We start from the raw sequence: 22,246 nt of genomic DNA, 5'->3' as shown, positions 1-22,246 counted from the left end.
GTTTAAGACTATTTTGATTAATTAGGGCGTACGGCTATCTTTTGTGCACCTATCTAGATGATGCTTCGTTACTTTGCCAAACAATGGTGTTTAGACGATATCCTTTATCGGCTCTGTGCAGGACTCGTTCAGCGTTCTTTGTGACGAGTCCTACAAAGGAACATGCATAAAAATTAGAAGCGGAAACTAAAACCGACATTTGATTGGAATTGGTTCATCCAATCAGTATCGAACTTAATGATACAGCTTGAGCCGTCATTAGGTAGAGTACAGGCGCCAGATGTATCGTTATCAACGACCGTTCCTAACCATCTCAGTTGGGCTGTTAATGCAAAGTTCTTTGAAAATTCATATTCCAGTCCTGCAAAAGCGCTAGCCGAAAATCCGTATTTTTTGTCTACCCAATCCACATCGGCATAAGAAGCGCCCAAACCTACACCGATATAGGTTTGCCAATTTTCTGCGACAGGATAGTACATGCTGCTTTGGAAGTGCAGATAATGTATATCTGCCGAGTTGGACAGCTTTTCAAGTTCCGTCGATTGATTGGAGTAAAACAATCCGATCCTTCCTTTTTCTAAGGGAGCCTCGACTGAAAGAGCGTAATTCACTGCGGGGTCGAGAGCGTATGTATTACCACTTTCATCCTCTACTTGGCCGCCTCCTGTATAGCCTATGTATGGCGTAACGATGATATTCGCTTGTGCATTGATAGCAGTACTCATCATCATGATTCCTACTAGCCAGCTGAGTTTTTGGTTCATGCCCTATCTCCTTATTATGACTAAGCTAATTGTGATGGGTTAGTCAAAATTGCGCGACTAAATTAAGCAAATCTTGAACATATTTCACACCGGTGTTATTAATTTGTTACATATTAAGGAGGTGTTTATGGAACACGATCTAAAATCCGCATTAATCATTGTGGTGACTGTTTTTGCAGTGCTTTTGTCATTTGGCATCATTGCTATTACAACAGCTTAAGATAACCACTTTTACCAAACGTTTTAACAAAACGGCGTGAGCCTATGATACGTAACAGCGGTATAATCACAGAAAGCCATGCAGAGCTTGATGTAAAAGTTTATGAGCACTTTAGGCATGGTAAAACTGCTTTAGTCACGCAAGGTGGAGGGCAGAGAGGGATTTTTACCGCTGGCGTTTTAGACGCCTTTTTACTTTCCAACTTCGATCCTTTCGATGAATTCTATGGCACCTCTGCCGGAGCACTTAACTTATGTTCTTACTTGTGTCGTCAACATGGCATGGGCAAAGCTTTTATTACCGAGCTGACAACGTCTCCTGAATTTTTTAATCTGTTTCGCTATATCCGAAAGCAGCAGTACTTAGGTTTAGAGTGGGCATTAGAACGGATTCAAGATTTCCCATACAAGCTTGACCTTGATTTAGGTCGCAGTGCATTGGGAAAACGAGGGGCGTTTGCTGCGGTAACGAATATAGAGACGCTATCAGATCAATATCTACCAATCTTGGATGACTCGTGGTTTAACACTATGCTAGCGACATGTGCGATTCCCAAGTTATATCACGGACCTGTCGACGTAAATGGCAATAAGTTTGTGGATGGCGGCGTGTCTGCCTCTATCCCTGTTCAAGAAGCGTGGCGTCAGAATGCTCGCAACATTATTGTCATTCGCACAGAGCCGTTTTCAGAGATTGAAGCGAGAGCCCAAAGTGAGGTGGGGGATGTGCCTGTCGAATGGTATCGGGAGTCTATCAACTCAGTACAGCAATCATGGCAGCAAAAAGTGAATCAGTGGAAGCTGGATTGGGCGTCGTTCTTCCAACAAAAAATTAATGCAGCACATCAATCGAAGCTTGCAGGGAAAATGCTGTTAAATGGAGGCCGTTGGTTGTTCGGTGCCGATAACTTGTATCGTTTAAGTCATCTGATTGGTGAGAATTTTGATTCAGGTTTAGCCGACATGCTGATGATTCATTATCAAACATTTGAGCTCACTCAGGCCTTTATATCTGCTCCACCTGACGACACTTTTATTTTACAAGTTGCGCCTAAAGAGGGACTTCGTTCTTCTTCTTTGTTAAGTGACCAAGAGTCACTAGAGCATGACTATCAACTTGGGCTTCAAGCTGGGTTTAACCTAGTTCAACTCTACGACCAGCTGGATGTTGAAATTGATGGTAGAGAGAGTGCATAAACCTTCTTACGTTCACGATGTGCGCAATATACAAAGCATATAAATAAGGCTCCATTTTCGGAGCCTTATTTGCGGGTTCTTGTGGTTAACTCCGGTTAGGTATAACGACTACGCTTGTAGAATGCGCATGCAGTTGGTTGAGCCAACAACATCCATTACATCGCCTTGAGTAATAATGACTAAATCACCTTTGTGCAAGAACCCTTGCTCTTTAAGGCTAGTAATCGCTGCTTGAGCCGTTGGTAAACCCGCATCACTTTTTGACTCGAAATATACAGGTGTCACGCCTCGGTATAATGCTGCTCGATTTAGTGTCGATTCATTCCGTGATAAGGCAAATATTGGCAAGCCAGAGCTTAATCGAGACATCATCAACGCAGTCCTGCCGGACTCAGTTAACGAGATCATCGCTTTAATTCCTTCCATGTGATTCGCAGAGTACATGGTTGCCATTGCGATGGTTTCTTCAGCGGTTTCGAAGGTTCTATCTAAGCGATAGGTTGATAGACTTGCCTCCGACATTTTTTCTGCCCCCACACATACTTCGGCCATGGATTTGACCGTTTCTACAGGATATTTACCTGCAGCGGTCTCTCCAGAAAGCATCACCGCGTCAGTGCCGTCTAGAACCGCATTGGCCACATCCATCACTTCAGCACGCGTTGGCATTGGGCTAGTAATCATGGACTCCATCATTTGTGTCGCAGTAATCACGATACGGTTTAAACTGCGTGCGCGGCGAATCAGTTTTTTCTGGACACCTATGAGCTCAGGGTCACCGATTTCTACACCAAGGTCACCACGTGCAACCATCACCACATCGGATGCGAGAATAATGTCGTCAATAGACTCATTGGTCGCGACGGTTTCTGCTCGTTCGACTTTAGCCACTAACATGGCTTCAAGGCCTGCATCTCTGGCTAAGCGTCGAGCGTAATGCATGTCTTCGCCGTTACGCGGGAATGAAATAGCAAGGTAGTCTACTTGAATTGCTGCGGCGGTAAGAATGTCGGCTTTATCTTTCTCTGTGAGCGCATCGGCTGACAATCCGCCGCCTTTTTTGTTGATCCCTTTATTGTTGGACAGTGGACCACCGACAATCACACGGGTATGAACTTTATTACCCTCTACTTTGGTAACTTGCAGCTGAACGCGTCCATCATCGAGTAATAAAATGTCATTTGGTGAAACATCTTGCGGTAGTTCTTTATAATCTAACCCTACAGATTCTTGATTGCCTTCACCTTTTGGTAAATCACTATCTAATGTGAATTTATCGCCCACATTCAAAATGACTTGGCCGTCTTTAAACGTTGATACACGGATTTTAGGGCCTTGTAAGTCACCAAGAATTGCAACCTGACGCCCAAGTTTTGCTGCAATGGTACGGACTTTGTTCGCACGTTGAATGTGGTCTTCACTGGTTCCATGTGAAAAATTCATACGGACAACGTTTGCACCGGCTTTGATGATCTCCTCAAGTATATTGTCCTTATCCGTTGAAGGACCCAGCGTAGTGACAATTTTTGTTCGTCTTAATTTGGAAGTCATAGATTCTCCGATGAATGTGTGTACAGGTAACTTGAACTCTATCCTTACTTTACGCAATCGCTCTCAAGGTTAGCCTCGCTTAGCCCACACCTTAAAGCTACTTGAATATAAGTATATGCACAGAATGTTTACATTAAGAGTAACCCCGGTAAAACAGACAGATATTCGACAGGCAATGGCCTTATTGATAAAAATACGCTGCTTTAAAGGCATTACTTCATAATTTAGTGAATAAAAATAAGTTATTTTTCAAACAATTTAACAGGAGTAGATTCTTCGTTATTTGATTGAATACACAAACAAACAGGTTTATACGTGATGCTTGTCACGGGGATTTATTAATTCACTTCACAATTAGTTCGCAAAGTAAAAAAATTGTCCCGTTATAGAATTTCGGAGTGCAAGATGTACATGGCTCAACCGGGCCATATTGATCATATCAAACAGGTCAATGCTGGTCGTGTATATAAACTAATTGACCTAAAAGGTCCTATTTCTCGAATTGATTTGTCCAAGCAGAGTGAGCTTGCTCCTGCTAGTATCACCAAAATCACTCGAGAATTAATTGAAGCGCACTTGATTCATGAAACGACAGTACAAGAAGCGACGAGTCGTGGTCGACCTGCTGTCGGTTTGCAGGTCAATAATGAAGGCTGGCAATTTTTGTCAATGCGTTTGGGGCGGGGTTATTTAACCATTGCTTTGCATGAGTTAGGCGGTGATGTACTAATCGATACTAAAATCGAGATACACGAGCTTGATCAAGACGATGTGCTTGAGCGCCTGCTTTACGAAATTGATGAATTCTTTCAGACTTACGCGGATCAACTTGATCGTGTTACCAGTATTGCCCTTACGCTGCCTGGTCTCGTGAACTCAGAGCAAGGTGTCGTTTTGCAGATGCCTCATTACAATGTCGAAAATCTTGCTCTTGGACCAGAGATATACAAAGCAACGGGCTTGCCAGTTTTCATTGCCAATGACACGCGAGCTTGGGCATTAGCAGAAAAGCTTTTTGGTCATTCTCAAGATAATGACAACTCCGTTCTTATCTCTATCCACCACGGTTTAGGTGCGGGCATCATTCTGGATGGGCGCGTTTTGCAAGGCCGTCACGGTAACATTGGTGAACTCGGGCATATTCAAATTGACCCAAATGGAAAACGTTGTCATTGCGGCAATATTGGCTGTTTGGAAACCGTTGCCAGTTCTCAGGCAATTCGTGAAGAAGTCGTAAGACGAATAGCTGATGGCGAAGACTCTATTCTTGCTAAACAAGAGGAAATGAGTATTGAGAGCATTTGTGAAGCCGCTGCAAACGGTGATCCTTTGGCCGTCGATGTGATTGAAAAACTTGGACGCTACTTAGGCTCTGCAATTGCTATTGTGATCAACTTATTTAACCCTGAGAAAATCTTGATCGGTGGTGTGATTAACCAAGCAAAAGATGTGCTTTATCCTGCGGTTCGTCGCTGTATCGAAGAGCAGAGTTTACCTGTTTATCACCAAGATCTTGAGCTGGTGGAGTCTCGTTTCTATAAGCAAGCCACAATGCCTGGTGCCGCGTTGATTAAGCAAGCGTTGTACGATGGTCAACTATTGATGAAGGTTGTGGAAGGTTAAGTACTTTTTAACATGATGATGTGCCTGGCTGTTGAGACTGCATTTGTAGGTGATTTAGGGTGAGACTTAACGGCTCACCCTTTTTGATCGCCTATTACTAGAAAGGGAATTTGAGTTATGTTGCATTGCTATATCTGCGCCATTCATGTAATTTCCTAAAAAGCTCAAGTAAATAAACAAAATGGCTTTCAATGTGCTGCGTGACTTTGCGTCTGATGCAAAGAGAAGTAATACGCTAAAACTGTTGTACTTTAAAGCTGTGCTCGAAAAGCCAAATATTTTAAGGTTATTTGGTTATATAACCTTGCTGTGTCTGTACTGATTTCGAGTAAAATAAGAATTATCCATAATTTAGGTAGTAGTATGTCCGGAGTGTTAAATACGGTTGACCAGCGTACAAACTTGGTTGGTGAAAATCGACTAGAGCTTCTGCTGTTCACTTTAAATAGTCGCCAATTATTTGCGATTAATGTGTTCAAAGTGAAAGAGGTCATCAAGCTTCCACCGTTAACCAAGCTCCCTGGATCGCACTACAATATTCGTGGGGTTGCTTCTCTACGAGGTGAAGCGGTACCAGTGATTGATTTACGAGGCGCAATTGGTTTTCCTGCTTTACGTGGTGAAGCGGAAGAAGAAAATTTGATCGTGACAGAGTACAACCGCACGGTGCAGGGCTTCTTAGTCGGTCCGGTTAAAAACATTATTAATACGGCATGGACTGAAATTCAGCCGCCTCCTTCCACGTCTGGTCGCTCGAATTACCTCACGGCTATCACGCAAATCAAAGAAGGGGATGCCTCTCAAATTGTCGAAATTATTGACGTTGAAAAAGTTTTAGCAGAGATCGTACATTACGACGTGACTATCTCGGAGGACATTCTCGATCAAGAATTGGCCCAAGCAATGGTCGGGCGTAATGTTCTGATTGTGGATGATTCCTCTACAGCTCGTAATCAAGTTCGCGATACGCTTTCTCAATTAGGTATGAATATCATCGAGTGTCGTGACGGGCTAGAAGCGTTAACGGTTTTAAAACGTTGGTGTGATGAAGGTAAAGATGTAGAAAAAGAGCTGTTGATGATGATTACGGATGCTGAAATGCCTGAAATGGATGGTTATAAACTGACCCATGAAGTGCGCCAAGATCCACGTATGTCTAAGTTGTTTATCACATTGAACACTTCTCTGAGCGGTAGTTTTAATGAAGCCATGGTACAAAAAGTAGGCTGTGATCGCTTTATATCTAAATTCCAACCGGATCTGCTGGTTGAAGTTGCTCAAGACCGATTACGCCAGATGCTTTCTAAAAGTGCATGATTAGATCTAGTGAAATCAGAGGGAGCGCACCTCTCTCTGATTTTTAACATCTCTCTCCTTAATTCCTCTGTACTAATGGAAATCCCGAGATTTACTTTGTAGATTGTTCAAGTAGTGCGTGCAATCAATCAACCTGCCAGCAATAACGTGCGTGACTTCTCCCTCTCTTTCAAGAATGCCTTTCACCATTAATACTTTAGCGCCTAAATACGCTTGCTTTTGGGCTCGTGCTGTCGCTTGCCAAACGATCACATTAATGTTGCCCGTGTCATCTTCTAACGTAAAAAATGTCACGCCAGCGGCGGTGCCTGGAGATTGTCTTCCTGTTACCACGCCTACCACTGTGACCAGTGACTTATGCGGCTTCTCTGCCAGTTGCATCATGCGAGTAAAGTGAGGGAGTTTGCCCGTTTCTTCTAATAATTTAATTGGATGGCGGCTAAGAGATAGTCCCGTGCTTGCGTAATCCTCAATTAAATTTTCATATTCAGAGGGTTGAGTCTGGTAGCTAACATTGGGTTCTTCGACCTTGTGAAACAATGGTAGGTCAGATAAGGAATCCATTGCTGCCCAGCGAGCGTTATAACGATTCCCCGATAAGGCCTGAAATGCATTGGCTGAAGCCAATAATTCAATGTCACTTCGGCTTCTTAATATCTGCTTTACTTCTTGAATCGATCGGTAACCATTAAGTGGTTTGCGCTCAATAAGCCTTTGTGCGCTTTCTGCGTTAAAGCCTTTCACCAAGCGAAAACCAAGTTGCACGCCGAGCCTGCCATTCGGACGTGAGACGAGATGATGTTGATATTTTGAATGATTGACGCACACCGGCAATACTTCGATGCCATGTCGGCGAGCATCTTGTACTAATTGCGATGGGCTATAAAATCCCATTGGTTGGCTGTTCAACAATGCAGTGTAAAATTCGGCTGGGTAATAATATTTTAACCATGCAGAACAATATGCCAGCACTGCGAAAGACGCTGAATGACTTTCAGGGAAGCCGTACTCACCAAAGCCGCAAATCTGATCGAAAATGCGCTCAGCAAACGCTAAGTCATAGCCTCTCTCTTGCATACCATTGATCAGTTTTGGTCTGAATTTAGCGAGATCGCCATTCTTTTTCCATGATGCCATCGCTCGACGGAGTTGATCGGCCTCGCCGCCGCTAAACCCTGCGGCTACCATGGCTAGCTTGATGACTTGCTCTTGGAAAATAGGGACGCCCATAGTCCGCTCAAGAACGCTTTTTACTTCTTCCGATGGATAACTGACAGGCTCTTTGTGATCTCGTCGTTTTAAAAAAGGATGCACCATATCACCCTGAATAGGGCCTGGACGAACAATTGCAATTTGAATCACTAAGTCGTAATAACAAGCAGGCTTTAGGCGAGGAAGCATGCTCATTTGTGCACGAGATTCAATTTGGAATACGCCTATCGTGTCGGCTTTTTGGATCATGCGGTACACGTGTGGATCATCTTGTCGGCGAGTGATCTCGGAAATCGAGAGGGATCGCTGGTGATGTTTCTCGACCAGTTGAAAGCACTTTTTGATGGCGTTTAACATGCCGAGTGCGAGCACATCGACTTTTAGTAGCTTCAAGCTTTCTAAATCGTCTTTATCCCATTGAATGATAGTGCGCTCTTCCATCGAGGCATTTTCAACAGGAACCAACTCATATAAAGGGCCAGATGAAATTACAAAGCCACCTACGTGCTGAGATAAATGGCGTGGGAAGCCAATGATCTCGTTGACCAATTGGATGAACTGCTGCCCTTTGAGAGATTCTGGTTGTAAGCCCAGTTCAATAATTTGAGCTTGCCAGCCTTGGCTGCGATCTCGGCGATTAACGTTCTTAATGAAAAAATCCAATTGGGTCTCTTCAATCCCTAGTGCTTTACCGACTTCACGCACGGCACTTTTAAAGCGATAGCTGATCACTGTTGCAGCAAGTGCTGCACGCTCACGGCCATATTTTTTGTAAATATACTGGATAACTTCTTCACGGCGCTCGTGTTCAAAGTCCACATCAATATCCGGCGGTTCCTTACGTTCTTTATTGATAAATCGTTCGAATAAGACAGCGATTTGCCGAGGATCGACGGCGGTAATTTCCAGGCAATAACACACCACAGAGTTTGCAGCGGAACCCCGCCCTTGGTAAAGAATGCCTTGCTGTTTCGCGAACATTACGATGTCGTGAATAGTAAGGAAGTAGTAGTGGTATTTCAGCTCTTGAATAAGCGCCAGTTCATTCTCGATGGTTTGATTGACTTCTGCTGGCACGCCTTCAGGAAAACGCAGCTTTTTACCGCGCTCGACCAACATACGTAAGTAAGAGTCGGGTGTATAACCATCTGGGATCAGCTCGGTAGGATATTCGTATTTTAAATCTGAGAGCTTAAACTCGCATAAATCGGCGATGTAAGTGCTTTCTTCCAGCCATTCTGGTTTGTAAATCCGAATCAACTTTTTAAAAGGACGAAGCGCTCGCTCTGTATTCGAAATACGATCAAAACCGAGTTTATCGACGCTACACCCATGCTTTATAGCAGTAAGTACATGCTGTAATGGCAAGCGTTCAACATCATGCATGAGAACGCCTCCGCAGGCAGTTATAGGTAATTGAAATTCATGTGCTAACTGCTCGCAGTGCGCAATGTACTCAGTATCGTTGTTACTCAAATGGCGCTGAATCGCTACCCACAAACGATTAGCGTGGTGTTGATTGAGCCAGCGCCCCCAATAGTGATCACTCTCTTGATGTGTGGGCAGCCACAATACCAAACAATGTCGAACCGACATCAAATCCCATTCGAACAGTTGATAGTTGCCTTTTTCACTGCGTCTCCTTGCGTTTGTGATGATACGACACAACTCGGCATAAGCCTTGCGACAAGGGCAAAGCAGTACGATTTGGCATTCATCATTTAACCAAAACATACTTCCAACGATTTGTTTGATATCGAGTTTATGTTGTTCGATGGTCGCATGGGCTTTGACAACGCCCGCGACTGAACATTCATCCGTTATAGCTAGAGCTTGATAGCGATAGAAAGCAGCTTGGAGTACCAGCTCTTCTGCATGAGAAGCCCCAGTCAAAAAAGAGAAGTTAGACTGACAAAATAGTTCCGCGTAACTCATAATGACCCAACAAAAATAACTGTCGATTTAACAAAAATAGCCATGAAGAAACCAGTGCTTGTGCTGATCGCGAAATATCCATAACCAGCGGCCTTGCTTGGTGTGTGCAATGTAGTAATCACGCATGATCTCATCACCATCCCACCACCCAGAAACTATTCGCTCAGGTCCGTGGACCAAAGAAACTTGCTCTTGCAATACAATGGGAGTCGGTAATTGCATTGCGGGGCGTAGTATGGATGGTATGGCGTGCCCCTTTTCATCCGGAGCATCAGCAGGGCGATACTGACTGGCCTTTTCTGGTCTAGGATCGCAAGCAATATTGGGTTTTAAAACGGCACTTTTTCCCAATTTAGCTTGCAGTAAAGAAAGCAACTCTAAAGCATTCATGTTTCCTTTCTGCCCAGCAAAGAGATCGCGTGATGCACTAAGAGGCTCACCTTGACGGATGACTTTTAACGTTAGCTCTGTGACTGGGCCATTAAGCGAGAGTGACTCTAAGCTCAAACTCGCTAACTGTTGCCAACGCTGACATAGGTAATCACCTTGCGCAGAAGTGAGTTGAAGGTGTTGCTCTTGTTTCTCACGCTGGTGGAGTGTTAAACACAGTTCAAAAGCGACCTTATCTCTTAATTTAAGAAAGATTTCGAGTTGACGAAGTAATTTGGCCAACGGCTTTTCAATCCACTGAACGTTTTCGATCTCAAACAACAGCTCTAAATAAACTTGGAAGGATTCGGTAGGGTGATAAAAGTCGACAGGGTGTTTAAACTGCCCAGTCAGTCGACCAACGTAGTTCACCAAATCGATATCAAAGCGTCGTGCGATGTCTTGCAATGGCAGTTCAAGCAGGTTTTGCAATGTGGTGACACCTACACGTTGTAACTTCTCTACGGTAGCGTTTGATAAATCTGTCAGTGTTAACGGTATTGGTGATAAGGCTTTTTGTATGGCAGATTTGTCTTCGCTGATGACGTTCGCTCCTGATAATGCCATCAATTTGGCAGCAAAAGGCGAAAAACCACATCCGAATTGAAAACTCAGTTTCAGCTCCGATAAGTGAGCTCTGACTTTGTTCCAATAGTTTTCAAACCCTTCATACAGAGCGAGCATTGGAGTAGCACGCAGCAAAATACCTTGGTTTGGCATCAACACAACGTCAGATGTGATCAAATACAGCCATTGAGCAATTTCTTGTAACTTGCTCCATTCGGTGTGCGGATGATAAGGATGCACTTGTAAATCTCGACACAAGGACGCAGCACTGCCTAGGCCCATACCTGGCTTAGTGCCTTGTTGTTCGGCAATCTCGTTGTATTGAATAATCTGGCAACGTTGGCTTTCGACAATCACCACGGGTTGTTCTTGGTTATCACCAAAGAGTGCGTCTAGCTGCAGGCGAGGGAAGTGCAAGTAAATCCACAGAGCCATATCACTAACCTTGGTTCGCCAGTGGGAAATTGACCACAGTCGAGTGCACAGTTTCAGATGATGGTTTCACCAGTTGCGGGTAATGGTGTTGGAATCCGATACTAACGCTACCTCTATTCCAGCCTCCTTTCCTTTTCAGCACTTCAACATGAATCCCTTGCTCGTCGCCTTTCAGTTTTAAACTGAGTGACACAGGCAAAGACAAGCGGTTGATAGTATCTGTTTTAAGCATAAAGAGAGGGCAAGTACCTTGTTCACTCGCTACCTGTAAGCGTTTCACTTGATGTATTTCAAGCTCTTCTTGCCATAACAAAACATTACTGCATACCCCACTTTTCAGACATTGCTCTGCAGCCCAAAGAGCATCTTTGGGATGAGCTGGATTAACGACCCACACTTGGTTTATATCCAAACCGATGTAGTGTAAGAACAGAGAATTCACTAACGCGGGAGGTTGAATAAATGCAGTCACACCATTGGTCTGGGTGGCTTTTAAATAAGGAGCGAGCAAACGCAATTCACCAATACTACCAATAGATTCCATCTCCACTACGCCATGAGGTGGAAAGCCTCCGCCGAGCAAATCATCTAATTCAGAAAAACCGGAACTAGTCTGCAACTGCTGAGGATCTGCTTTCGTTAAATTTGCTTGCCAAACAAGGTGTTGGCTTTTTAAGTTCTGAATAATATCTTGCATAATAAATACCTGTATGTACATACAGTATATTTCTGTGGGAGAAAGTCGCAAGATTTTTATGAAGAGAGAAATGAAAAAAGGCAGCGTTTGCTGCCTTTTCAATCGATTATGTGAGGTAACCTGAATGAGTTATTTACGCTTCGGTTGAGCGTCGATGCACTGACCGTTCACATCGGTAACCGCAGGATCCATTAAGTGCAAATATAGCGGCATGATATCCAGTGGCGTTTTGAGAGTATTTGCATCTTCACCCGGATATGCTTTTTCACGCATGCGAGTACGAGTGGCACCAGGGTTAATTGCGTTAACGCGGATCGGTGTATCACTCAGCTCGTCAGCTAAAACTTGCATCATGCCTTCTACGGCAAATTTAGAGATAGCGTATGGCCCCCAGAATGCGCGGCCAGAGTGGCCGACGGTTGAAGAGGTAAAGATAATACGCCCAGCTTCTGATTTACGCATCACAGGCAGTAATGCTTGAGTCATTAGCACTTCGGCTTTCACGTTGATCTGCATGATATCGTCGAAGTCTTCCTCTTTGATTTGATCAAATGGACACAGCGAACTCAAGACACCTGCGTTGTGTAATAGACCATCCAAGCGACCAAACTGTCCTTCGATTGTCTCTGCCATATCAATGTAATTCTGCTGAGTTGCACCCTTGAGATCCAATGGAATGATAGCAGCTTGTGGATAGCCAGCAGCTTCAATCTCATCATAGATAGATTCAAGGTTTTGCACATTTCTACCCAAGAGAATAACAGTTGCACCGTGCTCGGCATAAGAAAGCGCGGCTTGACGGCCGATGCCATTACCAGCGCCAGTAACAAGAATGACTTTACCTTTTAGAGCATCAGCTGAAACGGAGTAGTTCACGGCGATAAATCCTTATTATTGTAAGAGGGTCCATGATAGTTAATTGACGCTAAAAAACGCCTGTTTCTCAATGGAAAATCTTGGTAATCGTGACAAGATGGTTACAATACACCAATTCATGTGTTATACCAATTCCAGAACTTTCGTTAGGTATGCTATCAATCAGAACAAGTGGTTACAAACCGCGCTGCCTTCTCGCTGATGTTTCTGCGTAACATACTAACGTCATCTGAAATGAGATAAAGGAGCTCTCGTTGGAATTTTTATTAGATTATGGTCTGTTTCTGGCCAAAATTATCACGGTGGTTGCTGCGATAATTGTTCTGCTCATTATTGCAAAATCGGCTGGTGGCAAATCGGGTGCGGCGAAAGGGGAGTTAGAGATTACCAACCTTTCAGAGCAACACAAACAATCTGTTGAGCAGTTAGAGCATCATTTGCATGACGATGCTTTCATCAAGGCTCGAGATAAAGCCGTCAAGAAAGAAGAAAAAGAGAAGGACAAATCTCGCGAGAAAGAAATCAAACAAGCGAGCAAAGACGGTTCATTAGATAGCAAGCGTGAACCACACCTATTTGTTCTTGATTTCAACGGTAGCATAGACGCAAAAGAAGTCGCGTCTCTACGTGAAGAAATCACCGCTATTTTGGCTGTCGCACGTGAAGGTGATGAAGTGTTACTTCGCTTAGAGTCTGGCGGTGGTATGGTTCATGGTTACGGCCTTGCCTCTTCTCAACTGGACCGAATCAAAGCTGCGGGTCTTCCTCTGACCATCTCTGTTGACAAAGTTGCGGCAAGTGGCGGTTACATGATGGCATGTGTAGCAGATAAAATTGTTTCTGCACCATTTGCAATTGTGGGTTCTATTGGCGTTATCGCACAGATTCCTAACTTCAACAAACTGTTGAAGAAACATGACATTGAGTACGAACAACTAACAGCGGGTGAATATAAACGCACGCTAACGATGTTCGGTGAGAATACCGATAAAGCGCGCGATAAGTTTAAGCAAGAACTTGAAGAAACACATGTCTTGTTTAAAGACTTCATCCGTGAGCGTCGTCCTAGTTTGGACCTAGACAAAGTAGCCACTGGTGAGCACTGGTTCGGCACACAAGCGAAAGAGCTTGGTTTGGTGGATGACATTAGTACATCTGATGATATCGTTGTTGCGGCATGCAAAGATAAAACTGTACTTTCTGTGCATTATGTACAAAAGAAAAAACTGGCCGACAAGCTAGCAGGTGTGGCGGGTAAAGTCGCTGATAGTGTGATTTTAAAGTTAGCTGAGCGTGGTCAAAAGCCGATTGTTTAATCGAGCTTAAGTTCATGACATTTAAAACGGCGAGGGCGGAAGCTCTCGCCGTTTTTGTTGAACTTTATGTTTATTGATGAATCCAATTACGCATTAGGTGTAATGCTTTACACGACATTTTTCCTCGCTCCAAAGACTGATTACCCGTATAATGTGCGCCTCGAAAACCGAGCAAATTGCTGAAAAGAAACTATTGGTGGAGAAGAACATGTCCTCTCAAACTCCGGTTGTAACCGTAGATGGACCTAGTGGTGCAGGTAAAGGCACTTTATGTATGTTGCTGGCGAAAAAGTTGGGTTTCCAACTCTTAGATTCTGGCGCAATTTATCGTGTACTTGCACTCGCTGCGATTCACCACGGTGTCGACACCGAGTCAGAAGATGCTCTTGTCCCACTAGCAACACACCTAGACGTTCAATTTATCGCGGAAGGTGACTTAGTTAAGGTCATTCTAGAAGGCGAAGATGTGTCAGGGGAGCTTCGTAAAGAAGAAACGGGTATGGCAGCATCTAAAGTTGCGGCTTTGCCACGTGTTCGTGAAGCATTACTACGTCGTCAGCGTGCATTTGAGACCGCTCCGGGTCTGGTTGCTGATGGTCGTGATATGGGCACAATTGTATTCCCGAGTGCGCAAGCAAAAATCTTCCTTGATGCGAGTGCTGAAGAGCGTGCAAATCGACGCCTTAAACAGTTGCAAGAGAAAGGGTTAGATGTTAGATTTGCTGACCTTTTAAGCGAGATCCAAGAGCGTGACGACCGAGATCGTAACCGCCCAGTGGCGCCATTACGCCCTGCTGAGGATGCGCTTGTGCTAGATTCTACGTCGATGACTATCGACGAAGTAGTAGAAAAGGCACTACAATATATCGAATCGAAGCTAGCTGAGTAATAATACTCGACTAGGCTAAGAGCGTTGGTCGCAAGGATGATGACTGGCGAATTTAATAACCCCATGCGGTAGGATACCCGTGGAAGTTTAATTTATTGAAGATTAATTAAATGACTGAATCTTTTGCTCAACTCTTTGAAGAGTTTCTAAACGAAACAGAATTCCAACAAGGCAGCATCGTTAAAGGTACTGTAGTAGCTATCGAGAACGGTTTCGTTCTTGTTGACGCTGGTCTTAAGTCTGAATCTGCTATCCCTGCTGAACAGTTCAAGAACGCTGCTGGCGAACTTGAAGTTGAAGTTGGCGCTGAAGTAGACGTAGCTCTAGACGCTGTTGAAGATGGTTTCGGTGAAACTCAACTTTCTCGTGAGAAAGCTAAGCGTCACGAAGCTTGGATCGTACTTGAGAAAGCTTACGAAGAAGCTGAAACTGTTGTTGGTATCATCAACGGTAAAGTTAAAGGCGGTTTCACTGTTGAACTAAACGGTATCCGTGCTTTCCTTCCTGGCTCTCTAGTAGACGTACGTCCAATCCGCGACACTGCTCACCTAGAAAACAAAGAGCTAGAGTTCAAAGTTATCAAACTTGACCAAAAACGTAACAACGTAGTTGTTTCACGTCGTGCAGTTATCGAATCAGAGAACAGCGTTGAGCGTGACGAGCTTCTAGAAACTCTACAAGAAGGTTCTGAAGTTAAAGGTATCGTTAAGAACCTTACTGACTACGGTGCGTTCGTTGACCTAGGTGGCGTTGACGGTCTTCTACATATCACTGATATGGCTTGGAAGCGCGTTAAGCACCCATCTGAAATCGTTAACGTTGGTGACGAGATCCAAGTTAAAGTTCTTAAGTTCGACCGTGAGCGTACTCGCGTATCACTAGGTCTTAAGCAACTAGGCGAAGATCCATGGGTAGCAATCGCTAAGCGTTACCCAGAAGGTCACAAACTAACTGGTCGCGTAACTAACCTAACTGACTACGGCTGCTTCGTTGAAATCGAAGAAGGCGTTGAAGGTCTAGTTCACGTTTCAGAAATGGATTGGACTAACAAGAACATCCACCCTTCTAAAGTTGTTAATGTTGGCGACGAAGTTGAGGTTATGGTTCTTGAAATCGACGAAGAACGTCGTCGTATCTCTCTAGGTCTGAAACAGTGTAAAGCTAACCCATGGCAGTCATTCGCTGAAGCACAAGCTAAAGGCGACAAAGTTACTGGTAAGATCAAGTCTATCACTGACTTCGGTATCTTCATCGGTCTAGAAGGCGGCATCGACGGTCTAGTTCACCTATCTGACATTTCTTGGAATGTTGCTGGCGAAGAAGCTGTACGTGAGTACAAGAAAGGCGACGAGATCTCTGCAGTTGTTCTAGCAGTAGACGCTGAGCGTGAGCGCATCTCTCTAGGCATCAAGCAAATGGAAAATGACCCATTCAATGCTTACGTTGCTGACAACAAGAAAGGTGTTCTAGTTAACGCTACTGTAACTGCTGTTGACGCTAAAGGCGCTACTGTTGAAATCGCAGAAGGCGTTGAAGGTTACATCCGTGCTTCTGAAGTATCACGCGATCGCGTAGAAGATGCTTCTCTAATCCTAAGCGCTGGTGATGTTGTTGAAGCGAAGTTCACAGGTGTAGACCGTAAGAACCGCGTAATCAACCTATCTATCAAAGCTAAAGACGAAGCTGACGAGCAAGAAGCAATGGCATCTATCAACAAGCAAGATGACAATGCATTCGGTAACGCAATGGCTGACGCTTTCAAAGCTGCTAAAGGCGAATAATATACTCGCTTAAGCAAAAAAGGAGCCGCAAGGCTCCTTTTTTATATTTGGTCATATTTAAGTAGTAATACTAATGACAGTAAACTATCTTAATAAAAGGCATTTCTTCATTGCGCATTTTGCATAAAATTTGTCTAGAATTGTCAGCAAGTGTTTGTTGGAATTAGTATTACTTACTATAATAAGTGATAAAGATACTCAAAGAGGGCAACTATGACTAAGTCTGAACTGATTGAAAGACTCTGCGCTGAGCAAACACACTTATCAGCGAAAGAGGTAGAGGATGCTGTAAAAGATATTTTAGAGCACATGGCCTCTACACTAGAGAGCGGTGACCGTATCGAGATCCGTGGCTTTGGTAGTTTTTCTCTTCATTACCGCGAGCCTCGCGTAGGTCGTAACCCTAAAACGGGCGATAAAGTGGAATTGGAAGGTAAATACGTTCCACATTTCAAACCTGGTAAAGAACTTCGTGAGCGTGTAAATATTGGTTAATGCACTCTTATTAGTTTGAAAAAAGCGGCATACGTTTGTGTATGCCGCTTTTTTGTAATGTATCCAAGTTAGTCATACATCCAAGATCGTTTACTAATCTAATTGTGGATTCAGCTGTTTTCTATACCCAAATAACTTTAACTTCTAAGCATGTCTACAAACTAAGCATCTTGAGGTTACTTGGGTATAGATTATTGCTAATATACGTAGTCTGAAGAAGCATTTTCCTGCATAATCTTACCGACTTACTCCTAGAAGGGTGATGTAACATGAAAATTATAAAAATCGTTGCTGTTTTAGCTCTCTTTTTAATTGCATTGGCGTTAGGTTCCCAAAACCAAGAGCTCGTGACTTTTAACTATCTTCTAGCAAAAGGAGAGTTCCACTTATCTACGCTATTAGGTGTAGTATTTGTGGTTGGCTTTGCTTTAGCGTGGGTTATATTTGGTAGCATCCAACTGAAAACTCAGCTACAGGTCCGTCGTTTAAAGAAAAAACTGAAAAAGTACGAACCAACTGAATCAAACAACGCTGCTGATAAGCCAGCCATTGAAAAACAGGCATAAGGATAAGGCTTAACTTTAATGCTTGAACTACTCTTCTTGTTGTTGCCTATAGCTGCTGCGTATGGCTGGTATATGGGGCATCGCAGCGCTCAGCAAGACAAGCAGAAGCAATCTCATCAAATCTCTCGTCAGTATATGACGGGTCTTAATCTGCTGCTCTCTGACCAATCAGATAAGGCTGTCGATCACTTTATTGAATTGCTCCAAGTTGATAACGAGACCATCGATACTCACCTTGCGTTGGGTAACCTGTTCCGGTCTCGTGGTGAAGTCGACCGCGCAATCAGAATTCACCAAAATCTTATTTCTCGTTCAGGCTTAACACTGGACCAAAAGAACCTCGCCCTTCAACAGTTAGCGAAAGACTACATGGTCTCTGGTTTTCTTGATCGTGCAGAGAAAATCTTCGAACAGTTAGTCGAAGAGCCAGATTACAAAGAGGCGGCTCTTCAACAATTAGTGACCATTTATCAGCAAACACGAGAATGGGAAAAGGCGATTTATTACGCGAACCAATTGGCTAAGTTAGGTAATAAACGCTCAAGGATGCGTGCAAATATTGCCCATTTTTGGTGTGAAATAGCCATGCTCGACCAAGCTGATGGGAATACTAATAAGGCAATACAGCATTTTAAAAAAGCGTTAGCGGAAGACCCGAAGTGTGTTCGAGCAAGTATTGCTTTGGGACGAATTTACCTAGAGTCTGAAGACTATAAGCACACCATCAAATATCTGACGGGGGTACTTGAGCAAGATAAAGACTTTATCAGTGATGTCTTGCCAACTATTGCAGAATGCTATCATCATCTGGGTCAGGAAGATGAACTTGTCGAGTTTCTGAGAGCTTGTATTGATAAGAAAGCAGGCGTATCAGCCGAGTTGATGTTGGCTCAATTAGTTGCTCATCACGAGAACGTTGGGGCTGCTCAAGAGTTACTGACGAAACAATTGCTGAAAAATCCAACCATGAAGGGCTTCTACCGTTTAATTGACTACCACATTGCAGAAGCAGAAGATGGTCGAGCGAAAGACAGCCTATCAACACTACAAGCGATGGTGGGTGAACAGTTAAAAGTGAAACCGCATTACCGATGCCGGAAGTGTGGATTTTCTACCCATTCCCTTTATTGGCATTGTCCGTCCTGTAAAGGATGGGGGACGATCAAGCCAATCCGCGGATTGGATGGTGAATAATTCTTAATGCAGCTGGCAGAGTTTCTGTCCGCTGCATTTTTTTAACTTTTTATTGAATAAGAACCAAAACAGTTAGGAGATGAAATGATCGACCAAAAAGTTATTGTCGCACTGGATTATGATAACCAAGCAGATGCACTTGCGTTTGTAGATAGAATTGATCCTGCGTCATGCCGACTAAAAGTTGGCAAGGAGATGTTTACGCTATTTGGTCCTGATTTTGTACGTGAACTCCATAAACGTGGTTTCTCTGTATTCCTAGATTTAAAATTTCACGATATTCCAAACACCTGTTCGAAAGCAGTTCGCGCTGCGGCTGAAATGGGTGTATGGATGGTGAACGTACACGCGAGCGGTGGTGAGCGTATGATGACGGCATCACGTGAAATTCTTGAGCCATATGGTAAAGATCGTCCACTTCTTATCGGTGTAACGGTACTAACCAGTATGGAACAAAGTGATTTAGCTGGTATTGGTTTGAATGTTGCGCCTCAGGAGCAAGTTATTCGTCTAGCAACCTTGACCAAAAACGCAGGTTTAGATGGCGTGGTATGTTCAGCGCAAGAGTCCTCACTACTGAAGAGCGAACTAGGCCAAGAATTTAAATTAGTGACCCCTGGTATTCGACCTGCTGGCTCAGAACAAGGTGACCAACGCCGTATCATGACGCCAGTAGACGCTATCCAATCAGGTTCAGATTATCTTGTGATTGGTCGCCCTATCACTCAAGCGTCAAATCCTGCAGAAGTGCTGAAGTCGATCAATGAGAGCTTATCTAACATGTAAGCACTGTCTCGATTGTATGGAGAAAAGTGAGGCTAAGATGCCTCACTTTTTACATCGAATGAAAATACTGATCGCGGTAAACAACCATTCCTTTTAACCAGCTATGTCTGATCATTTACTCGCTTTAACCGGTATATCGGGGCCAATTGAGATCAAGGTTCTGCGGTTTATTCTGAGTAAAGTAGGGCTTGGTACTATGTCGATCACACTTTTGTAACATAACTCACTGTGATGCCTCGAAAATGCAACCATGTGTTATTGATGGCTTGCGTTACAAATGTCTAAAGAATACTATGGCGAAGATGCATTCACTGCGTTGTAAGGTCTAGGATGACCTAGTGAAACTCTTTGAAATTAATATAGAAGCTGGCAGGACGTCACTTCATATTACGTTCCTATTATTTCCTATCTGCGTATTTTAAATCGCAGCTTTCTGTGAGCTTTCACACACTGTCTTCCTTGTTACGACCTTAGTGCGCAAACACAACAAGGAAGAAACATGACTAAAAAACTGCCATTTTCAGTACTAGCAACACTGACCGCTGCCAGTTTTCAACTGAGTGCGGCAGAATTGCCAGCTGATATCGAATGGATTTCAAACAACAACGAACCTCTATTTGCCTCTGAAGAGGCGGTACGAGGTGGCACCTATCGCACTTACATTCAGAGCTTTCCGCAAACATTACGAAGTGTTGGTCCAGATGCGAACTCAGGTTTGCGCCAATACTTAATGGATGGTTCACCAAAACTGGCTCAGCGTCATCCAAATACTGGCAAATGGATCCCTCAACTTGCTAAGTCATGGGCATTTGGAGAGGACAACAAAACCGTATTCTTTAAACTCGACGAAACGGCCGAGTGGTCAGATGGTGAAAAAATTACAGCAGATGATTACGTCTTTATGATGAAGTACTACACGTCAAAAGACATTATCGACCCGTGGTATAACGACTTCTTCACAAACAGTATTGTGAGTGTTGAAAAAATTGATGACTACACGATCAAAGTCAACCTTGCTGTAGCTCAAAGTCATGACTCACTTATGGTTATGATTAACATGCCAAGTAATGGTTTTCAGCCTCGTCCTGAACACTTCTTTGAAGGAGAAAAGGACGCAAATAACGATGGCATGCCTGATAACTTCGTCAGAAAGTTTAACTTTAAATCTGAGCCAACCGCAGCGCCTTACTACATTGATCAAGTGAAGAAAGGTAAGAGCGTAACATTCAAACATGTCGGTGAAGATTGGTGGGGATACAACAACCGCTACTATAAAAACCGTTATAACGTTGAAAAGGTTCGCATTAAGGTGATTCGCGATCCTGATATTGCCATGAAGCACTTTGAGAAAGGCAACTTAGACTACTTTGAGATGGTGCTACCAAGCTTTTGGCATGACAAAACCAATAGTGATGTGTACAAAAAAGGCTATATCCAAAAGTACTGGGGCTTTAACGAAGCACCGCAAGGAGCTGGTGGTCTTTGGATGAACACAGCTATGCCGATGTTGGATAACCTAGAAGTGCGTAAAGGTGTTATGGCAGCCACTGACTATGACGGCATGATTGAAAACATCATGCGTGGAGATTATTCACGTAAACCGCATGGACTCGGCTTTGGTCATGGCGAATACGATGATCCTAACAATACACCGCCAAAGTTTGATGCTGATGCGGCGGTTAAACACTTCGAAAAAGCGGGCTTTGACAAAGTGGGCGCAGATGGTATTCGTGTTAACGACAAGGGCCAACGCTTGAGCTTTGCTATCACCTACGGATACAACTCTTGGACACCGCGTATTGCATACCTGAAAGAGCAAGCGAAACTTGCTGGTCTTGAGTTCACGTTAAACTTGGTGGATGGCTCATCTGCGTTTAAATACATTCTTGAGAAAAAGCATCAGCTAGCGTTTTTGAATATGGGCTCTGGTGAGATCCCTGCGTATTGGGAATACCTACACTCGGATAATGCAAATCGACCACAAACGAATGCTCACACCAACTACAGCAGCCCTGAGCTAGACAAGTTAATTGAAGCGTATGACTCTGAGTTTGATCAGGAGAAGCGTTACGACTTGTCGCATCAAATCCAAAACTATGTCAGCAAAGCAAATATCATCGTTCCTGGCTACATGGTGCCTTATTCTCGAGTTGCTCATTGGCGCTGGGTTAAAATTCCTAAAAACGGCATGACAAAAGCGACAGAATGGGTGCTTCATCCAATGGATATCGGTAATTTCTGGATTGATAACCAAGTAAAAGAAGAGACAGAAGAAGCGATGGACGAGGGTAAAACCTTCCCAGAACTAACGGTAATTGATGATCGTTACAAATTGTAAATCAGTAGTTTAGAGAGAAAATGATAGCCCCGATAATGAATTTTATCGGGGCTTTCTTT

At 43.7% G+C, this 22,246-nt stretch carries 18 protein-coding genes; 12 read left to right on the top strand and 6 right to left on the bottom strand.

All coding sequences use genetic code 11. From position 1 onward, the window contains the following. Positions 1-173: 173 nt before the first annotated feature. Entirely contained in the window at positions 174-764 is a 591-nt protein-coding gene (locus tag R7Q39_RS13805) for an outer membrane protein (RefSeq protein WP_318076384.1), read from the bottom strand. Between the two features lie 127 nt (positions 765-891). Between R7Q39_RS13805 and R7Q39_RS13800 the strand changes: the two genes are divergently transcribed. Both R7Q39_RS13800 and R7Q39_RS13795 read left to right on the top strand, forming a co-directional pair. Further along, entirely contained in the window at positions 892-984 is a 93-nt protein-coding gene (locus R7Q39_RS13800; protein ID WP_005372970.1) for a YnhF family membrane protein, read from the top strand. A 44-nt stretch (positions 985-1,028) separates the two neighbouring features. Further along, positions 1,029-2,180, top strand: a complete 1,152-nt coding sequence (locus tag R7Q39_RS13795) for a patatin family protein (protein ID WP_005372971.1) — start codon at positions 1,029-1,031, stop codon at positions 2,178-2,180. A 108-nt stretch (positions 2,181-2,288) separates the two neighbouring features. Here the strand turns inward: R7Q39_RS13795 and pyk are convergent, their stop codons facing one another. Then, positions 2,289-3,731: a pyruvate kinase gene (pyk, locus tag R7Q39_RS13790; protein ID WP_005385829.1), complete on the bottom strand. Its 1,443-nt coding sequence runs from the start codon at positions 3,729-3,731 to the stop codon at positions 2,289-2,291. A 405-nt stretch (positions 3,732-4,136) separates the two neighbouring features. On the opposite strand from pyk, the gene R7Q39_RS13785 reads away from it, so the two are divergent. Together R7Q39_RS13785 and R7Q39_RS13780 are read left to right on the top strand one after the other, a co-directional pair. Further along, on the top strand, positions 4,137-5,354 hold the full coding sequence (locus R7Q39_RS13785) for an ROK family protein (protein ID WP_005385828.1): 1,218 nt from the start codon (positions 4,137-4,139) through the stop codon (positions 5,352-5,354). A gap of 363 nt (positions 5,355-5,717) precedes the next feature. Then, a complete protein-coding gene (locus tag R7Q39_RS13780; protein WP_005372976.1) occupies positions 5,718-6,671 on the top strand; it encodes a chemotaxis protein CheV in 954 nt (317 codons plus the stop codon). Between the two features lie 72 nt (positions 6,672-6,743). Here the strand turns inward: R7Q39_RS13780 and R7Q39_RS13775 are convergent, their stop codons facing one another. The 4 genes from R7Q39_RS13775 to R7Q39_RS13760 form a co-directional block, all read right to left on the bottom strand. Next, positions 6,744-9,818: an error-prone DNA polymerase gene (locus R7Q39_RS13775; RefSeq protein WP_318076383.1), complete on the bottom strand. Its 3,075-nt coding sequence runs from the start codon at positions 9,816-9,818 to the stop codon at positions 6,744-6,746. Positions 9,819-9,845: 27 nt separating this feature from the next. After that, positions 9,846-11,249 (bottom strand): Y-family DNA polymerase, encoded by a 1,404-nt coding sequence (locus R7Q39_RS13770; RefSeq protein WP_213868096.1) that lies wholly within the window; start codon positions 11,247-11,249, stop codon positions 9,846-9,848. Between the two features lie 4 nt (positions 11,250-11,253). Then, positions 11,254-11,946 carry a translesion DNA synthesis-associated protein ImuA gene (imuA, locus tag R7Q39_RS13765; protein ID WP_017633866.1) on the bottom strand — a complete coding sequence of 231 codons (693 nt, stop codon included), beginning with the start codon at positions 11,944-11,946 and terminating at the stop codon, positions 11,254-11,256. A gap of 129 nt (positions 11,947-12,075) precedes the next feature. Further along, a complete protein-coding gene (locus R7Q39_RS13760) occupies positions 12,076-12,822 on the bottom strand; it encodes a YciK family oxidoreductase (protein WP_005372980.1) in 747 nt (248 codons plus the stop codon). A 254-nt stretch (positions 12,823-13,076) separates the two neighbouring features. Here R7Q39_RS13760 and sohB point away from each other — a divergent pair, with 254 nt between their 5' ends. The 8 genes from sohB to R7Q39_RS13720 all read left to right on the top strand — a co-directional run bounded on the left by sohB (position 13,077) and on the right by R7Q39_RS13720 (position 22,187). Next, complete coding sequence (sohB, locus tag R7Q39_RS13755; RefSeq protein WP_206959656.1) at positions 13,077-14,138, top strand: protease SohB; 1,062 nt, start codon at positions 13,077-13,079, stop codon at positions 14,136-14,138. Positions 14,139-14,346: 208 nt separating this feature from the next. Then, positions 14,347-15,027, top strand: coding sequence for a (d)CMP kinase (cmk, locus tag R7Q39_RS13750; protein ID WP_021033981.1), 681 nt, complete (start codon positions 14,347-14,349; stop codon positions 15,025-15,027). Positions 15,028-15,137: 110 nt separating this feature from the next. Beyond that, positions 15,138-16,808 carry a 30S ribosomal protein S1 gene (gene rpsA / locus R7Q39_RS13745; RefSeq protein ID WP_005385817.1) on the top strand — a complete coding sequence of 557 codons (1,671 nt, stop codon included), beginning with the start codon at positions 15,138-15,140 and terminating at the stop codon, positions 16,806-16,808. A 213-nt stretch (positions 16,809-17,021) separates the two neighbouring features. After that, positions 17,022-17,303, top strand: coding sequence for an integration host factor subunit beta (gene ihfB / locus R7Q39_RS13740; RefSeq protein WP_005385816.1), 282 nt, complete (start codon positions 17,022-17,024; stop codon positions 17,301-17,303). A 269-nt stretch (positions 17,304-17,572) separates the two neighbouring features. Next, positions 17,573-17,869 carry a LapA family protein gene (locus R7Q39_RS13735; RefSeq protein ID WP_005376663.1) on the top strand — a complete coding sequence of 99 codons (297 nt, stop codon included), beginning with the start codon at positions 17,573-17,575 and terminating at the stop codon, positions 17,867-17,869. Positions 17,870-17,887: 18 nt separating this feature from the next. Then, a complete protein-coding gene (lapB, locus tag R7Q39_RS13730) occupies positions 17,888-19,063 on the top strand; it encodes a lipopolysaccharide assembly protein LapB (RefSeq protein WP_005376665.1) in 1,176 nt (391 codons plus the stop codon). An 84-nt stretch (positions 19,064-19,147) separates the two neighbouring features. Beyond that, positions 19,148-19,849 carry an orotidine-5'-phosphate decarboxylase gene (pyrF, locus tag R7Q39_RS13725; RefSeq protein ID WP_005376667.1) on the top strand — a complete coding sequence of 234 codons (702 nt, stop codon included), beginning with the start codon at positions 19,148-19,150 and terminating at the stop codon, positions 19,847-19,849. 499 nt (positions 19,850-20,348) lie between these two features. Next, complete coding sequence (locus R7Q39_RS13720; protein ID WP_017633867.1) at positions 20,349-22,187, top strand: extracellular solute-binding protein; 1,839 nt, start codon at positions 20,349-20,351, stop codon at positions 22,185-22,187. Positions 22,188-22,246: the final 59 nt, after the last annotated feature.

The sequence above is a fragment of the Vibrio sp. 947 genome, from assembly GCF_033339115.1.
GTDB classification, from domain to species: Bacteria; Pseudomonadota; Gammaproteobacteria; order Enterobacterales; family Vibrionaceae; genus Vibrio; species Vibrio alginolyticus.
Note: the sequence above shows the minus strand (reverse complement) of the source record. Positions and strands in the feature narration are given on the sequence as shown.

Bases quoted from the DNA above. Each gene is read 5' to 3' on its own strand.
- R7Q39_RS13805 (WP_318076384.1), bottom strand. From the start codon at position 764: ATGAACCAAAAACTCAGCTGGCTAGTAGGAATCATGATGATGAGTACT.
- R7Q39_RS13800 (WP_005372970.1), top strand. From the start codon at position 892: ATGGAACACGATCTAAAATCCGCATTAATCATTGTGGTGACTGTTTTT.
- R7Q39_RS13795 (WP_005372971.1), top strand. From the start codon at position 1,029: ATGATACGTAACAGCGGTATAATCACAGAAAGCCATGCAGAGCTTGAT.
- pyk (WP_005385829.1), bottom strand. From the start codon at position 3,731: ATGACTTCCAAATTAAGACGAACAAAAATTGTCACTACGCTGGGTCCT.
- R7Q39_RS13785 (WP_005385828.1), top strand. From the start codon at position 4,137: ATGTACATGGCTCAACCGGGCCATATTGATCATATCAAACAGGTCAAT.
- R7Q39_RS13780 (WP_005372976.1), top strand. From the start codon at position 5,718: ATGTCCGGAGTGTTAAATACGGTTGACCAGCGTACAAACTTGGTTGGT.
- R7Q39_RS13775 (WP_318076383.1), bottom strand. From the start codon at position 9,818: ATGAGTTACGCGGAACTATTTTGTCAGTCTAACTTCTCTTTTTTGACT.
- R7Q39_RS13770 (WP_213868096.1), bottom strand. From the start codon at position 11,249: ATGGCTCTGTGGATTTACTTGCACTTCCCTCGCCTGCAGCTAGACGCA.
- imuA (WP_017633866.1), bottom strand. From the start codon at position 11,946: ATGCAAGATATTATTCAGAACTTAAAAAGCCAACACCTTGTTTGGCAA.
- cmk (WP_021033981.1), top strand. From the start codon at position 14,347: ATGTCCTCTCAAACTCCGGTTGTAACCGTAGATGGACCTAGTGGTGCA.
- rpsA (WP_005385817.1), top strand. From the start codon at position 15,138: ATGACTGAATCTTTTGCTCAACTCTTTGAAGAGTTTCTAAACGAAACA.
- ihfB (WP_005385816.1), top strand. From the start codon at position 17,022: ATGACTAAGTCTGAACTGATTGAAAGACTCTGCGCTGAGCAAACACAC.
- R7Q39_RS13735 (WP_005376663.1), top strand. From the start codon at position 17,573: ATGAAAATTATAAAAATCGTTGCTGTTTTAGCTCTCTTTTTAATTGCA.
- lapB (WP_005376665.1), top strand. From the start codon at position 17,888: ATGCTTGAACTACTCTTCTTGTTGTTGCCTATAGCTGCTGCGTATGGC.
- pyrF (WP_005376667.1), top strand. From the start codon at position 19,148: ATGATCGACCAAAAAGTTATTGTCGCACTGGATTATGATAACCAAGCA.
- R7Q39_RS13720 (WP_017633867.1), top strand. From the start codon at position 20,349: ATGACTAAAAAACTGCCATTTTCAGTACTAGCAACACTGACCGCTGCC.